This is a genomic window from Mastigocoleus testarum BC008 (genome assembly GCF_001456025.1).
Lineage (GTDB): Bacteria > Cyanobacteriota > Cyanobacteriia > Cyanobacteriales > Nostocaceae > Mastigocoleus > Mastigocoleus testarum.
Genome location: NZ_LMTZ01000045.1, coordinates 113,643 through 128,565 on the forward strand (window position 1 = coordinate 113,643; position 14,923 = coordinate 128,565).

Sequence of the window (14,923 nt, forward strand, 5' to 3'; positions counted from 1 at the left end):
AGTATGTAGATTTGGACTATGCGATCGATAAGTGAAACTTCATACTGAAGCAAATTTGTATAAGGGAACAAAAAAACTGTGTGTAAATCTTATTTACCCCACAAGAATGAAAAATCATAAATCACCACTCGTATAAGAAACAATCTGCATCACTCCACGTCATCAAACACAACTGCTTGAAGAGGAAATCGAAGCTATGGCTAGCTTTCGTCGTTGGAAAAATGGAACTGCTGCATTTCTTGCAATAGCAATCTCAACAGGGACAATAACTCCTTTATTTAGCTTGAATCGAGCAAACGCCCAAGTCATTTTCGGAGAACCAAGGAGAGTTTCAATCTCCGCTGGAGCAACTCTTCCTGTTACCTATGAAAAAGATAAAATTGTTGTTGCTCCTGATGAAACTCTGGATTTAACTTTAAAAGTAGCGAGTGATATTGTTGACAGGTCTGGTAATCTCTTAATTCCCAAAAATACTGAAATTAAAGGTGAATTGAGACCTGCAAGCGATCGAGACTCAGATAAAGGTTCTCAGTTTGTAGCTGAAGAGTTAATTTTTCCCAACGGAGATCGTCAATCCATTGACGCAGCTTCGGATGTAGTCACGAACATAGAAAAAATCAAAAAAGGTTCTGACTCAAGCAAAATATTGCAAGATGCAGCTATCGGTGCGGGTGCTGCTGCTGTCATAGAATTGCTTACAGGTGACAGGGATATAGATATTTTAGGTCCAGTAGCTGGTGCTGGTGCTGGTGCTTTAGCAAGCGTTCTGTTACGAAAGAAAACAGTTGAAGTTGTTGTCATCAATCCCGAAAAAGATTTAGATGTCACCCTAGATTCGGATTTAGTAATTTCCTTGTCCCGTAATTAATAATTATTTTTTCTTTCTTTTTAACCTTAATCATCCTATTAACTGGGTTCTCATTAAAAGAACCCTTTTTTTATGCGTTTTTATAATGATGAAATTGAATGAAAATTCGGCGATTTTATATAAATACACCGTTTGAGGATATTAACGATTTTTTATTTATAGTGTAAATCATCCGAAAAGGCGACTAAGAGAAAATACGAAGTACATTGATTTATATCTAGTAATACTCCGCAGATTCTCGTTGGTGCAAGCCTACATCATGGGTTTAAAATACCTGTGGGTAAAGTGAAATTCCATTATCAACAACAAAAATAAAGTCATATTCACTTCTATATAGTTTATTATCTCATTTGCTAAATAAAATAATTTTCTGGGAAAAGTAAGCAACTATTTGATTGTGAATACGTCAAGATTATTTCATTATTTACCTATACTTTTAATTATATTTTACTTCAGCAAAAATATAATTTTCATTAGTTTAAAATGGAACATTTTATTTTGAGTATTGTCTGAATAATTAACAGAATTAAACAGAATAAATTGGGGTTAAAATAAATGTTTGGAAAATCTAGTTGGCAATCTAAATGTGCTGCAGTTATGGCAATTGGAATTACAGCCGGAAGTATTGCACCGTTAGTTGCTTCTGCACCTGCTTTGGCTCAATCTAATTTTTATGACGTTTCATCTAATTATTGGGCTGCAGAATTTATTCAAGAGTTAGCACGACGAGATGTCATTGCTGGATTTCCCGATGGTTCTTTTCGTCCAGAGCAACCAGTCACCCGAGCTCAATTCGCTGCAATGATTCGTAAAGCTTTCCAAAAAGCACCTGAACGTAGAGCAGTTAATTTCAACGACGTATCTAGAAATTATTGGGCTTACGGCGCAATTCAAGAAGCTTACACCACAGGTTTCTTGTCTGGATATCCCGGTAATCGCTTTGCACCCAATCAAAATATTCCTCGGGAACAGGTCTTAGTTTCCCTTGCTAACGGCTTAGATTACAGCCCAAGCAATAGCTCAATCAACACGCTGCAGTACTACAATGATTCGTTTAATATTTCCAACTACGCTCGTCGTCCAATTGCTGCAGCAACAGAAAAACAAATAGTAGTTAACTACCCTAACGTTCAGTCCCTCAATCCTAAAGCAACAGCAACAAGAGCCCAAGTTGCAGCTTTTATTTATCAAGCATTAGTTAGTAACAACCAAGCGTCAGCAATCTCCTCCCCCTACATCGTAGCTTTTAAATCATCTCCACCCACTCCTGTTGCAGTTACCATTCCTGCAGAAACCGTAATTCCTGTTAAATACGACAAAGCAGAAAAAATTCTGGTGACAAAAGATGAGACTGCACCTTTGACGCTCACGGTATCTCAAAACGTAATTACAGATAGAGGAGATATTGTAATTCCTGCTGGTAGCCAAGTTATAGGAGAACTCAAGCCTGCTGAAGGTGGCTCCCAATTTGTAGCTCAAAAATTAGTTTTAACTTCTGGTCAAGAGTACAATATCGATGCAAATTCAGAAGTGATTACTAAAACTGAAACAGTTAAAAAGGGCAGTAGACTTCGCTCCACCCTCAAAAATGCAGCCCTTGGTGCAGGTGCAGCAGCAGCGATCGCAGGAGTAACTGGCGATCGCGCAATAGCAACAGAAGAAGTCTTAGGTGGTGCTGCAGTTGGTAGCTTAGTTGGTCTTTTCTTTGGGAAAAAGAGTGTTGACCTGATTGTCATCGATCCAGATACTGACCTGCAAATGACAATTGAAGAACAGTTTGAAGTCTCATTGCGATGATTGTCTTGAAATTCAGGAATCAGGACAGAAGTAATGAGTAATGAGTAACAAGTAGTAAGTAATGAGTAATAAGTAATGAGTAATGAGTTTGGATTTATGAGATAGCTTTAGCTAATACAAATGTATTATTATCCAGTGAATGCTTATAGATTATTGCATTAAGAACTTCCCAATCCCTATATGACGCTGTCGCGTCACGCTAAGCTAACGCCAATCCCTAACCCCCAACAGACGGTAACCAAATTAAAAATGTAGTTCCAGGTTTGTCAGACAATGGGATTGCTGAGTTTAAAGCAGGGCTAAAAATCTGAATCTCGCCCTGCATTTGCTCTATCAATTGTTTGGCGATAGTTAAACCCAATCCCGTACCAGGAATTTCTGTTTCAGCTTGCGCTCCACGGTAACCACGTTCGCCAATATGCTTTAGATCCATTTGCGAAATACCAGGACCATTGTCACTAATAGCTATTCCTTGAAAGCCGTCTTTTTCGTGACCTACTGTAATCGCAACCTTACCACCGGCAGGAGTATACTTCAAAGCATTGTCAATAATATTACTGAAAACTTCCGTTAGGGCTTTAGAGTTAGCATTTACAGGAGATAAATTGGCAGGTATTTCTGCCGTTAATCCCAAACCCCTCTCTTGAGCGATTGCACGGGCCGAAATCAGTAAAGGGTCTAATATATCTTCCAAGTAGCATTCACCCCCTTCCTCGCCCGCTCCGGGCAATAATAATGGCACATCTGAAGAAGGTTGTTGTACAGTTGCTTTCACTAAGACTTTATCCCCCGGCAACTTAGGAGCGACTATATCTGCTGTTGTAAGGTTAATAACCTCGTCAAAATGAACTAGTAATTCCCTTAGGCGATCGCTCTCCCGAATAATCGATGTGGCAACGTCTCTGTTTACATCCCCGGGACGCAGGCGCTTGACCAATAGTTTGCCAAAAGTTCGTAATGCGGTAAGTGGATTGCGAAATTGATGCAGTAAATTGTCTAATAAATCCTGTTGCTTTTCCTGAAGGATTTGTTGTTGTTCTAGCTCAGAACGCAACCATGCTTGTCGACGATCCAAAATGCAGGCGATCGCCAGCGTTCTTGCAATTCTTTCAATCTCATCCCGTTCGCTATCTTTCCAGCCACGGTCATCTCTCACCGTCACAAATAACCCCATAATTGCATTTTCATGAACTAGGGGTAAAACAATTTGGTCGCCACGAAATAAATATTCTTCCTGGGAGTGGCAATTCTCTTCATCTCCTCCCTTAGATTCTTGCGGAACTGAAATTAATTCTTGTACACCTGTTAATAGCTTCTGATTCAGATTGGGCAAAACTTTATTTTTATCGCTTTGTTGCCATAATCCTGTCTCTGGATAAACTGCAATTGGTACTAATTTAGCTTCGCTTATTGAAGAGGCTTCTACCAATTCTTGGGTCAAATACACTATGCTCAAAGACGCTCCCAGCCCTTGGGCTAACAGTGCCATCTGCTCTCTACAAAGAGCCACATACTCAGAACTGGCGGTGCTTAACATTTTGTAACGCTTACTTGCAATCAATAACTAGAAAAATAAAATCTATTTGTTTTTCTCTTCCTATAAAGATTAATTAAACCACTGAAAGTTATGCATTCCCCAAATGTATTATATATCGATATTCTAATGGTTTATATTCGTTTAAAGATATTATTTCTATGGTATGCAAAAGTTAAAAGCAGTTGATTTTTAGGTTTAAAACTTTTATAATTACGACGGGTTTTGTAGCTATCACTACAATCTATTAAGCTTGAAAGAGGAGGAAAATAGGTTGGCTAGGAGACGCAAGCGCAAGAGTCGTCGTCGCCAAGAAGGACGTCGTATTTTAGAGAATGTGCCTCAGTTTAGCATAGAGAGTGGCGATGATAAGCCTGTAACAGCAGCAAGAAAATTTATTCAAGCAGAAGGTATTGTCCCACCAGCTTTGTTACTTGTAAAGCGTAATGAGCATACAACCGATCGTTATTTTTGGGCAGAAAAAGGACTGTTCGGTGCTCAATACGTTGAGGAAAACCACTTTTTATTTCCTAGTTTGAGGACATTAGAGGAGGATTCTACTCGAGAAATGCTAGCTGTTGTAGCTGCTGCTCGTTAGTTAAAGGGGTTGATAATTTTATTTATTTTTATCTCTCCTTTAGAGTTTGAATACAGTTCTTAAAAACTATTAACTGGCAAAAGTGATTAGTTTGCATCTAAAATTCAGATTTTTTTAAACTTTTTTGCAGGATTGCCAGTAAATTACTTCCTTAATGAGTTAAGGGCAATTTTGACTACCCTCAACTGCCGTTTTGTTACGGGGTAGATTTTTACACAAAAGAATGCACCAAACAATTGCAATGAAGCAAATTATCCCAAGTAAAGCGTTGGTATATCATCCACGATATTGCCTGGGATAATTTGTTGTAAATGCTTCCGAGCTATCCTAACCTTAGTATGCTCGTCTTGTCACTAAGTGTACTCTTTCAAGAAAGATTGTTTTTCTCCACGATATTACATCGTGGAGATTCATAAAGTTTTTGTTTGTAATTCTCCCAACTTTCTGTCTTTAAGAACTGAAACTCAAACTCGCAGGCTTGTTACGAACAGTGTTGAGTTATTCAACAGTCTTTAACTGTAATGTCCGCTGTAACTCTATGAGTTCATCTCGGTGGGCTATTACAGTTATTTTGCTTGGGAATTTTTGTTTGCTATCGCTTGCTTCCAGTCGAAGCAAAACATTCTCAAGCTTTTTAGCTTTTTTCCAATAAAATATACCGCTTGCAGGTGAAAGTAAGACTATCCCCAAAAAAGCAATACTGAAGCGGGGGAAAAGCTGTGATAAAACCAGCGAGATACACAGTAAACCAATTGCTGACAATAGCGTGAGAAAGATAGCTAGAAACCAGCTTGGTCTAACAAAGCCAGTCATGGTCACTTGGTTCGCTTGCGGGTCCACCGCTGTCACTCGGTAAGACCTCGCTTTAAAATAATCCTGCAACTGAGGCATTAAAGTAGCTTCATCTTTTTCTGATGCCAGTTGTGCTGTTTGTGTCCGGTCTTTAGTCGATGCACGAATAAAGAAGAATTGACCGACACAGAGCAATAAGGTTAGCAACAACGTAGATGGCAGGATAGGGGTATCCATGGCTAATTATTAGTTCCGTAATGGAGGCGACTTGTTCATTATTAATTATTGGCTAATTTGTCCTCTTACTGATGTACTGTTGCCATAGATTCGCTAAGTCTTGTGCTTGAGTTTGCCACTGGGGAGAAACTTGGTACATCCGTCGAGGACGTCCGCGTCCCTCGAGTTTTTTCCAATAACCGGTGATAGCCTTTTCGTCTTCCAAAAATTTGATTGCACTATAAAGCACTGTATCTGAAAGTCGATAGGTCGTATATTCGGTTTCTAATTTTTGGATCAACTCGGTTCCGTACGACTCTCCTTGTAGCAAAACATACAAGATATAACAGACTGCTAGTTCTTGACAAAGATAAGTTGGCGGAGGATTCTCAAAGTACTGATATATATCCTCAAGTCTCATGGTTAATGAATGGCTAAAAAATATGCCCGATAATTGAGCCTAAATCTCGATTGTGAGTATATAGTGCAATCCCTCAATAAGTAAGTGTATAACGCTACTTAAACTGAATTGCCAAACCACAAACGAAATAAAGTAATGTTTACACTAACACCTTAGGGAAAGATTAGGCAGCACAGGGGCTCTAAGAGTATACAATTACTCAACCTATAGGCTGCATGTGAGGAGCATTTGCTGACAGCAGCATTGCTACCGTCTGTGTGTCGAGTGATGCCGAGCGTGTGAGGACTGCCTAAGCATAAAATGGCACCTAAGCAATTTTAAAGGCAAAATGCGTTTTTTTACATAAAAATTAACAAATACTTTGTTTGACGGTAATTATCCCAGTATTAGTGGTTAAAGATGAAGCATCTTTAGCCAGTTATTTCAAAGTACTTGTACTTAAGCCTTTGTTAGCTAGACTTCTCATACCTACACTTGCTGCAGTGTAAATATTTTTTTGATGTCAGCAGGGTGTAACCCCTCACTGAGGTATTTGAGTTGATATCAAACGATTGTAGATAATTTGCAGCTTAATGGTTATATACAAAATTTTCAAAAAAAATAATTTAGATATAATTTACTCCCTTACCGATGTGATTTATGAAGTTTTACTTCCTATGGTGGTCTTACCTCAATGGTAATAAACTAATGCAAAAGGATTGTTGGAACTGAGCTAGCCGCAAATATCATGCAAGCAGAGTGTTTAATCTGGCTTGTATCGAGTTTAGGTTAATCAATTCAAACATAATTATCAGTATTAATCACAGATTCTGCGTACTTGAAATATTATTAGAGCAATGTGATAAGTGTCATAGTGAATTTATCAAACGCCTAGCGCGTGGACGATCAATATATGTCAGATAAGTCCGATACCCAATCCTCTTCTACGAACATCCGCTCAATCGGTCAAACGTTTCGCCTTACTGGTTGGATTAGTTTTTGGACTCAGTTGGTGCTAGGTGTCGTAGCGGGAGGAATTTTATTGTTTGCTATTTTCAGTCAGAGAACTGGAGGTAGAAACAGCAATCCAGGCACCGGCTTTGGTATATTTTTGGCTGTTAGTGGACTAATTGCTTTGATTGGGGGGATAGTTGTCGCTTTTCGTTATACGCGAATTGGCAGAGACCTTTTATCTCCTAATCCTGTCAACCGTCCGCGCAAAGCTGAAACAGTTCAAGTTTTACGCTTGGGGATGATAGTGCATTTTGTCGGCATGCTGTTAACTTTGTTTGGCGCACAAGCCATTGTGGGAACTTTATTAACTAAATCCCTCACCTCACAGCAAATAGGTACTGGAATTATTGCTCAAGCCGACCCAAGTCGTTTTATTCAACCTTTGGATATTTTTGTCGTTCAAGCAAATACTAATACGGTCACAGCCCATTTTGCTGGGCTAGTGGCTTCGGTTTGGTTGCTTAACCGCATAACCCGGTAGGTGGATTAAGGAAAATATCTATAAATTCACCACTAATCAAAATATGTCGATAAAAACATTGGTACTAAAATATGAGTACTAAAAATCGGGAAAATAAATCGATTTTTGTAAAACTGAGTAAATTCTAAAATTAATGAATACAAAGGAGAATCTAGACAATAAATAGATTTTCCTTTTTTATTTATTTACCCAACCGATTAGCTTTTTGGGTTCTAGCATCCTTCAGACAATCTTTGGAAACAAATCTGGATTTTTAGGGGTTAGGAAGAGTTTTGGAATTTATGGAAATTTTGAGGGGAATTCCAACAACTACATAAGGGATATCAAGATATGATATTAGATTTGGGTTAATTACCCCCTTTAAGAATGAGAGGGGAGGTGTGGGAAGTGTGGGAAAATCCCAAACAATATAAAAGGGTTTTTAAAATCGGATTTGGCATGACTAAAGAGAAGATAGCAGGAAAATTACCCCATAACTACAAATAGAAAGAAAATATCAAGTAAATGCAGGAAGATGATAACCCCTCTGTTTTAACGAGGGGTGGAAATCTGACACGGCAAGATTTATCTTACTGTGTCTCTTATCCATCGTTCAACGTATTCGCTAATGCTTATACCTTTCTCTTTTGCTCTCCTTTTTAAATCATTCCAAGCCGTAGGCGTCAAATATATTGCGTGTTGTTGCTTGATTTCGTCGTAGTAATAAGGAGTATCTTTTAATCCTTTTTGACCTTTTCTTGTGAACATCATCTAGCTCCACGTGCTAACCTAAGCGTAGGTTAACAAAGCTAAGGAGGTGAGTCAAAATTGTACAGAACGATTCCAGTTAGAGCTAAATTTAATGATTGGGAGAATGATTATTGGGCTGACCAATGTCGCAACTCAAACAGTTTAATTAACTGTGCGATTTATTATGCTAAGCAAAAACATTATTCTGCATTAGCTGAGATGGGTAATGCACAATCATTGTATTGGCGAGGCGATGAATTACGTAGTGGGTGGAAAACTTATCGATGTGACATTAAGTACCCAGAGTTAGACAAAGCCTTAAAACAATCCCCGCATTACAAAGCATTAGCAGCGCAAGCCGCGCAACAAACATTAAAGTCTGTTGGTGAATCAATAACCTCTTACAACGGGTTGGTAAAGGCTTACTACAAAGGTGAGGTTGATAGACCTAGGTTGCCTAAGTACCGTAAGAAGGGTGGCTTAGCTGCCGTTACATTCCCGAAACAACTTTTAAGATTGATTGATGGTCGGGTTTATCCACCAATCAGCAAAGAAGTTAAGCCACATTTGATAGACGAGATATCTTTGCACTTGCCAGAATTCATTGATTTTGACTGGGTAAAAGAAGTAACAATACGTCCTAACTTAGGTGAATTCTGGGTTGATTGGGTGATAGACGATGGTAAAGAACCTATTACTCATAACCCTAACCTTGATTACTCGCAAGCATGGAGTTTTGACCACGGTGGTACTAATTGGCTCACAGGTGTTTCAACTCGTGGGAGAAGTTTAATCATTGATGGTCGCAAGCTTAAATCAATGAATCAGGGTTACTGTCGTTTGGTTGCCAAGTACAAACAAGGTAAGTCAGACTTTTATTGGGATGCGAATCTTGATAGAGTACAACGTAAACGTAATAACCAGACGAGAGATGCTATCAATAAAGCAGCCAGATTTATTGTTAATCGTTGTCTAAATGATGGTATTGGTAATTTGATCATTGGATGGAACAACGGTCAAAAGCAGCGTTCCAAGATGAGTAAACGCAATAATCAAAACTTTGTAGTAATTCCCACGGGAAGATTGATTGAGCGTTTAAAGCAATTTTGTCCAGAGTACGGAATAGTTTTAACGATTACCGAAGAAAGCTACACCTCGAAGAGTTGTTTTTTGAGTGATGATTTTCTGCCGAAGGTGGGTGAAAAACCCCAGAACTGGAAACCCTCGGGAACAAGAGTTAAACGCGGTATGTACAAAACTGGCTCATGTTTTTTAATTAATGCTGATTGCAATGGGGCAGCGAATATTGCAAGAAAAGTAGCCACACAGTTAGGTATAGACCTAACCAAGGTGGGTAGGGGAGCTTTGACACTCCCAAAACGATACGACTTGTTAAGTGATTTAACTAGAACGTACCGTAAGCGTTGCCTAAATCGGACAATATCCGAGAAACTCACAACGGTCGCGTAGTCCGAGGAATCGAGAAACTCACAACCGTTGCGTAGTCCGGATTCCATCTGACGTAGCAATATCAGCTTAGAATCCCCCGTGTTTTAACCGGGGGAGATGTCAAATTTCTAGCCTTCTTAAATCCAGCAGTCACAGTCAGTCAAAATTGCTATATTCTGTTGTGTTGGCAGACAATCAATATTTAGCAGAAAACTGAGAAAAATCCGTGCTCGATATCAAGCAAATAAGGGAAAACCCAGAATTTGTGCAAGAAAAGTTGGTTCTTCGTGGCGATCGCTACGACCTTCAACCAATAATTGAGTTGAATCAAAAACAACGTGAATTAGAAGCGAAGCGCAACCAACTTCAAGCACGTAGCAATGAAATTGCTAAAACTATCCCGACAAAAATCAAAGCAGGTAGCGACCCTAAGGGCGATGAGATTAAAGCTTTACGGGAAGAAGGTGCTTCCATTAAGGCTGAAATTGGTCAGCTAGAACCTCAAGAAAAAGAACTGTTGGGTAAAATCGAGGAGCTTTTATTGGCTCTTCCCAATTTACCCAGCGGCTCAACTCCCGTGGGTAAAAGTGAGGAAGAAAATGTAGAGGTTCGACGTTGGGGAGATGAATATATCCCCAAAGATGAGAGTATACTTCCCCATTGGGAAATTGCTGATAAATTAGGTATTCTCAATGTTGAGCGTGCTGTAAAGATAGCACAAAGCCGTTTTGTGGCGCTGTTTGGGGCTGGTGCAGCATTAGAAAGAGCATTAATTCAATTTATGCTCGACCGTCAGGTGGAAGCCGGTTATCTGGAAGTCATACCACCAGTTTTAGTAAACACCGAATCTTTGACAGCAAGCGGACAGTTACCCAAATTTGCTGAAGAAAGTTTCAAATGTGGGGCTGACGATTTGTGGCTAGCACCAACTGCAGAAGTTTCTCTGGTCAACCTTTATCGAGGAGAAATTTTATCTGCGGAGGACTTACCAATTTATCACTGTGCTTACACTCCCTGCTTTCGTCGAGAAGCTGGAAGCTATGGGCGCGATATGCGCGGTTTAATTCGCTTACATCAATTCAATAAAGTAGAATTAGTAAAATTTGTCGCTCCAGGTGATTCTTTCGAGGAATTAGAAAAATTACTCAAAGATGCAGCAGCTATTCTAGAAGCATTGGAGTTACCTTATCGAGTATTAGAACTATGTACCGGAGATTTGGGATTTTCCTCAACCAAAACCTATGACTTAGAAGTTTGGTTACCTTCTGCCGGTACTTATCGGGAAATTTCTAGTTGTTCTAATTGTATAGACTTCCAAGCACGAAGGGGTAATATTCGCTTTAAAGAAACTGGTAAAAAGGGAACCCAATTTGTCCATACTCTTAACGGTTCTGGTTTAGCAGTAGGAAGAACAATGGCAGCGATTTTGGAAAATTATCAACAACCAGATGGAACTGTCAGAGTACCAAAAGTACTGCAACCTTATTTGAAGCGGGAGATATTGTGATTTGGGATTGGGGACTGGTGATAGCACTGCGTGCCGCCTTGCGGCATATGGCGACTAGGGATTGGGAAAAAAATTCGGGCGATTCTTAATACCATATGTTGCAGGCGTCACACAGTACCTATGGCTAAAGCCAGGTTAGTACTTAACCATATTAATTTTGTCGGGTTTATACCCAATGATCTAGGGACTGTAATGTAAGTCCCTATCTAACAGCACAAATTCTATGAATAGGACTGGGAAATACTCCTTATAACTTATGTAGTGAAGTACTAAATACTTACGCCGGTGTCCCAGATTATAGCTGAGCTATCTGCGAATTTGCTAACGTAAATCCTAATCGCTAGTCCCCAATCCCCATATGCCGCTTGCGGCGGCACGCAGTGCTATCCCTAATAGCCAATCCCCAAAAAATATCATCCAGATTCATTCCGGACTGTAACAGATCTTAAAATAAGAATATGTATTTCCTAATCTATTGATGAGGGGAGTAATTAAGCCGCTACATTGCTCTTTCAGGGCTTTAGTAAGTGGCGTATAACTGTGTCTTGTAAGAAGAATATCTTGCAAATTGAAAGTTTTATAGTAAAATGCAATATTTTTCTGTAAAACCTGTAACTATAACCCAATAAATTCGCTAATTATTCCTATGTCAGTTTTAGCAGCTTTCGCGGCGATCGCAGTTGTGCTGGTTTTAGTTTTTGTCCACGAACTCGGACATTTTCTTGCAGCTCGCTTCCAAGGAATTCACGTTAACCGATTTTCAATTGGTTTTGGTCCAATAATTTTGAAATACCAAGGAGCGAAAACAGAATATGCTGTTCGGGCTTTTCCTTTGGGTGGATTTGTAGCTTTTCCTGACGATGACCCGGATAGTGATATTCCTCGTAATGACCCTAACTTATTGAGCAACCGCCCTATCTTAGATCGGGCAATTGTCATCAGTGCTGGAGTGATAGCAAACTTAATATTTGCTTATTTGTTATTGGTATCTCAAGTGAGCTTTGTTGGTATCCAGCAAATTGTTGATACTAAGCCTGGTATTGTCATCGAACAACTCGCGCCAGAAGTAAGTTCTGCAGCTACTGATGCAGGAATTAAAGTAGGAGATGTAGTCTTAGCAGCAAACAGCCGGCAATTTAGTGATTCACCAACAGAAATAGAAAGTTTTCAGAAAATTGTTAAAAATAATGCTGGGAAAGAAATCCAGCTACAAATTTCCCGTGGTGAGGAACAACTATCTTTAACCATAGTTCCGGAAGCTAAAGCTAACGGTGGAACCATTGGGGTTGGACTGACACCAAATGTCAAAACTGAGCGCAAACCAGTACGGAATATTGTCAAAGCTTTTAGTCTGGGTGCTACTGAGTTTCAGCGCATCGTTACCATGACATTTCAAGGTTTCGGTCAATTAGCTACTAACTTCCAAGAAACGGCTAACGATCTGGCAGGGCCAGTTAAAATTGTAGAAATTGGGGCTAACATTGCTCAAAATGATGTCGGAAATTTATTTTTCTTTGCTGCTTTAATTAGCATCAACCTAGCAATTATTAACATTTTGCCTTTACCTGCTTTGGATGGTGGACAATTAGCTTTTCTAATGATTGAAGGTGTGATGGGTAAGCCATTACCCAGCAAGATTCAAGAAGGAGTCATGGGAACGGGTTTTGTGCTGATTCTAGGATTGGGGATTTTTCTGATTGTTAAAGAAACTACCCAGCTTTTATATCAAGCACTCAATTAGATTTCTCAGGGGATAAGAACGTCTATAATACCCAAAAATCATTAATTTTTATTTATGGGTGCAAAAGCAGGTGAGTGGTAAAGCAAAACGTTCATCTCAAAAAATTAGGGCGCTGGAAATTCTCATACGCTTGAAGCGTTTGTATCCAGATGCAACTTGTTCTTTAACCCACGACTCACCAGTGCAGTTATTGGTAGCAACTATTCTCTCCGCTCAGTGTACGGATGAGCGTGTGAATAAGGTAACACCCGATTTGTTTGCGCGATTTCCCGATGCAGAAAGCTTAGCAAATGCTGATTTAGAAGAGCTAGAGCAATTAGTGCGTTCCACAGGTTTTTATCGTAATAAAGCTAAAAACATCCGAGCTGCTTGTCGAAAAATAGTTGATGACTTTGACGCTCAAGTTCCCGGACGTATGGAAGATTTATTGCAGCTTTCCGGTGTTGCGAGAAAAACTGCTAATGTTGTTCTTGCCCATGCATTTGGAATTAATGCAGGAGTCACCGTAGATACTCACGTTAAACGTCTTAGTCAACGTTTGGGTTTTACCAAGCATCAAGACCCCGTCCGCATCGAGCGTGACTTAATGAAACTTTTACCGCAAGCAGATTGGGAAAATTGGTCTATTAGGTTGATATACCACGGTCGAGCTATATGTAAGGCGCGTTCTCCTGCTTGTGAGGTTTGTCAGTTAGCGGATATTTGTCCTTCGGCTAATATTGGGTAATGGGTAATTGGTAATGGGTAATTGGTAATGGGTAATGGGTAATTGGTAATGGGTAATTGGTAATTGGTGAAAAGTCTTGCTTGGGTGAGAATTACCTGATCCCTAGTTTCTAACTACCAGTTTCTAATTACCAATTTCTGGTAATCAATTTCTGGTAATCAATTTCTGGTAATCAATTTCTAGAATTTATGTCACAAGGCATTCCATTCGCTAAAATAGACTGTGCTGTTTTATAAAACAACTACTAGAACTTATGGCAAAAAAAGGTATGGTTGAGCGTGAAAAAAAGCGCGCTAAGTTAGTAGCAAAGTACGCAGCTAAGCGGGAAGCATTGCTAGAAGAGTTTAGAACCACAGAAGACCCATTGGATAAACTGGAAATTCATCGGAAAATCCAACGTCTTCCCCGTAATAGTTCTCCTACTCGTCGCCAAAATCGTTGTTGGGTAACTGGTCGTCCTAGAGGTGTTTACCGTGACTTTGGTCTTTGCCGAAATGTACTGAGAGATTGGGCGCACCAAGGACTTTTACCAGGTGTAGTTAAGTCTAGCTGGTAAATAAAAGTAAGAATTAAGAAGTAAGAAGTAATCTAACAACTTTACTTTTTACTCTTAACTCTTTACTTTTTAGTTTTTATTGTCCGCAACATTTATCAATACCTAAACTTTCCAAAAGAAGATCGCTAACAGCATTAGCGATCGCAAACTCTCCATAGAAACTTTTGGAAAAATCAAAGGATTGCATTTCGGTGACAATTGCGAGCGTTAGAGAACCTAAATCGTTTTCTCCTTCCATTCTTTGGCGCATAAAAATTTGTGCTGCTCGTTGTGCTATTTCTTCATTGATAGCTTCGGGAATAAACTCGGTATTCAGCCAAGAATGTAAGCTTGTTTGTAACCATTCTCCCTCCTGTTCGGGATTTTCTGCTGGTGGTAGGGTGATTGGTGGAATTGGTTCAGTCATTTTTTTATTTTTTGTATTTAACGCAGATTCAAACAAATTAAATTCAAACCAATTAAATTCAAACCAATTAAATTCAAACAAATTAAAACAGGTTTGATTTTACGTATA

13 protein-coding genes are annotated in these 14,923 nt (G+C 39.3%); 9 read left to right on the top strand and 4 right to left on the bottom strand.

The annotated features are described in order from the left end of the window. Positions 1-196 precede the first annotated feature (196 nt). Together BC008_RS08805 and BC008_RS08810 are read left to right on the top strand one after the other, a co-directional pair. Positions 197-868 carry a hypothetical protein gene (locus BC008_RS08805; protein ID WP_027843218.1) on the top strand — a complete coding sequence of 224 codons (672 nt, stop codon included), beginning with the start codon at positions 197-199 and terminating at the stop codon, positions 866-868. 555 nt (positions 869-1,423) lie between these two features. Further along, a complete protein-coding gene (locus BC008_RS08810) occupies positions 1,424-2,665 on the top strand; it encodes an S-layer homology domain-containing protein (protein WP_027843219.1) in 1,242 nt (413 codons plus the stop codon). 217 nt (positions 2,666-2,882) lie between these two features. Here BC008_RS08810 and BC008_RS08815 read toward each other — a convergent pair whose 3' ends face one another. Beyond that, positions 2,883-4,202: a sensor histidine kinase gene (locus BC008_RS08815; protein WP_027843220.1), complete on the bottom strand. Its 1,320-nt coding sequence runs from the start codon at positions 4,200-4,202 to the stop codon at positions 2,883-2,885. Between the two features lie 271 nt (positions 4,203-4,473). Here BC008_RS08815 and BC008_RS08820 point away from each other — a divergent pair, with 271 nt between their 5' ends. Next, a complete protein-coding gene (locus tag BC008_RS08820; RefSeq protein ID WP_027843221.1) occupies positions 4,474-4,797 on the top strand; it encodes a DUF3155 domain-containing protein in 324 nt (107 codons plus the stop codon). A 498-nt stretch (positions 4,798-5,295) separates the two neighbouring features. Here the strand turns inward: BC008_RS08820 and BC008_RS08825 are convergent, their stop codons facing one another. Together BC008_RS08825 and BC008_RS08830 are read right to left on the bottom strand one after the other, a co-directional pair. Next, positions 5,296-5,826 carry a cofactor assembly of complex C subunit B gene (locus tag BC008_RS08825; RefSeq protein ID WP_027843222.1) on the bottom strand — a complete coding sequence of 177 codons (531 nt, stop codon included), beginning with the start codon at positions 5,824-5,826 and terminating at the stop codon, positions 5,296-5,298. Positions 5,827-5,878: 52 nt separating this feature from the next. Further along, the gene (locus BC008_RS08830; protein WP_027843223.1) at positions 5,879-6,226 is read right to left on the bottom strand and encodes a PadR family transcriptional regulator; all 348 of its coding nucleotides are present in this window, start codon (positions 6,224-6,226) and stop codon (positions 5,879-5,881) included. 892 nt (positions 6,227-7,118) lie between these two features. On the opposite strand from BC008_RS08830, the gene BC008_RS08835 reads away from it, so the two are divergent. The 6 genes from BC008_RS08835 (at position 7,119) to rpsN (ending at position 14,409) form a co-directional block, all read left to right on the top strand. After that, a complete protein-coding gene (locus tag BC008_RS08835; RefSeq protein ID WP_027843224.1) occupies positions 7,119-7,700 on the top strand; it encodes a DUF3611 family protein in 582 nt (193 codons plus the stop codon). 807 nt (positions 7,701-8,507) lie between these two features. Continuing rightward, positions 8,508-9,899 (top strand): RNA-guided endonuclease InsQ/TnpB family protein, encoded by a 1,392-nt coding sequence (locus tag BC008_RS08845; RefSeq protein ID WP_027843226.1) that lies wholly within the window; start codon positions 8,508-8,510, stop codon positions 9,897-9,899. A 205-nt stretch (positions 9,900-10,104) separates the two neighbouring features. Then, entirely contained in the window at positions 10,105-11,385 is a 1,281-nt protein-coding gene (gene serS / locus BC008_RS08850; protein WP_027846669.1) for a serine--tRNA ligase, read from the top strand. A gap of 646 nt (positions 11,386-12,031) precedes the next feature. Beyond that, entirely contained in the window at positions 12,032-13,126 is a 1,095-nt protein-coding gene (gene rseP / locus BC008_RS08855; RefSeq protein WP_027846670.1) for an RIP metalloprotease RseP, read from the top strand. Between the two features lie 58 nt (positions 13,127-13,184). After that, positions 13,185-13,853, top strand: a complete 669-nt coding sequence (gene nth / locus BC008_RS08860) for an endonuclease III (RefSeq protein ID WP_058183438.1) — start codon at positions 13,185-13,187, stop codon at positions 13,851-13,853. Between the two features lie 253 nt (positions 13,854-14,106). Further along, the gene (gene rpsN, locus BC008_RS08865) at positions 14,107-14,409 is read left to right on the top strand and encodes a 30S ribosomal protein S14 (RefSeq protein WP_058183439.1); all 303 of its coding nucleotides are present in this window, start codon (positions 14,107-14,109) and stop codon (positions 14,407-14,409) included. A 76-nt stretch (positions 14,410-14,485) separates the two neighbouring features. Here the strand turns inward: rpsN and BC008_RS08870 are convergent, their stop codons facing one another. Then, positions 14,486-14,815 (bottom strand): hypothetical protein, encoded by a 330-nt coding sequence (locus BC008_RS08870; protein WP_027846533.1) that lies wholly within the window; start codon positions 14,813-14,815, stop codon positions 14,486-14,488. Positions 14,816-14,923: the final 108 nt, after the last annotated feature.

Coding starts and splice junctions, on each gene's coding strand:
- rseP (WP_027846670.1), top strand. CDS start 12,032: ATGTCAGTTTTAGCAGCTTTCGCGGCGATCGCAGTTGTGCTGGTTTTA.
- BC008_RS08815 (WP_027843220.1), bottom strand. CDS start 4,202: ATGTTAAGCACCGCCAGTTCTGAGTATGTGGCTCTTTGTAGAGAGCAG.
- rpsN (WP_058183439.1), top strand. CDS start 14,107: ATGGCAAAAAAAGGTATGGTTGAGCGTGAAAAAAAGCGCGCTAAGTTA.
- BC008_RS08805 (WP_027843218.1), top strand. CDS start 197: ATGGCTAGCTTTCGTCGTTGGAAAAATGGAACTGCTGCATTTCTTGCA.
- BC008_RS08825 (WP_027843222.1), bottom strand. CDS start 5,826: ATGGATACCCCTATCCTGCCATCTACGTTGTTGCTAACCTTATTGCTC.
- BC008_RS08835 (WP_027843224.1), top strand. CDS start 7,119: ATGTCAGATAAGTCCGATACCCAATCCTCTTCTACGAACATCCGCTCA.
- BC008_RS08810 (WP_027843219.1), top strand. CDS start 1,424: ATGTTTGGAAAATCTAGTTGGCAATCTAAATGTGCTGCAGTTATGGCA.
- BC008_RS08830 (WP_027843223.1), bottom strand. CDS start 6,226: ATGAGACTTGAGGATATATATCAGTACTTTGAGAATCCTCCGCCAACT.
- BC008_RS08870 (WP_027846533.1), bottom strand. CDS start 14,815: ATGACTGAACCAATTCCACCAATCACCCTACCACCAGCAGAAAATCCC.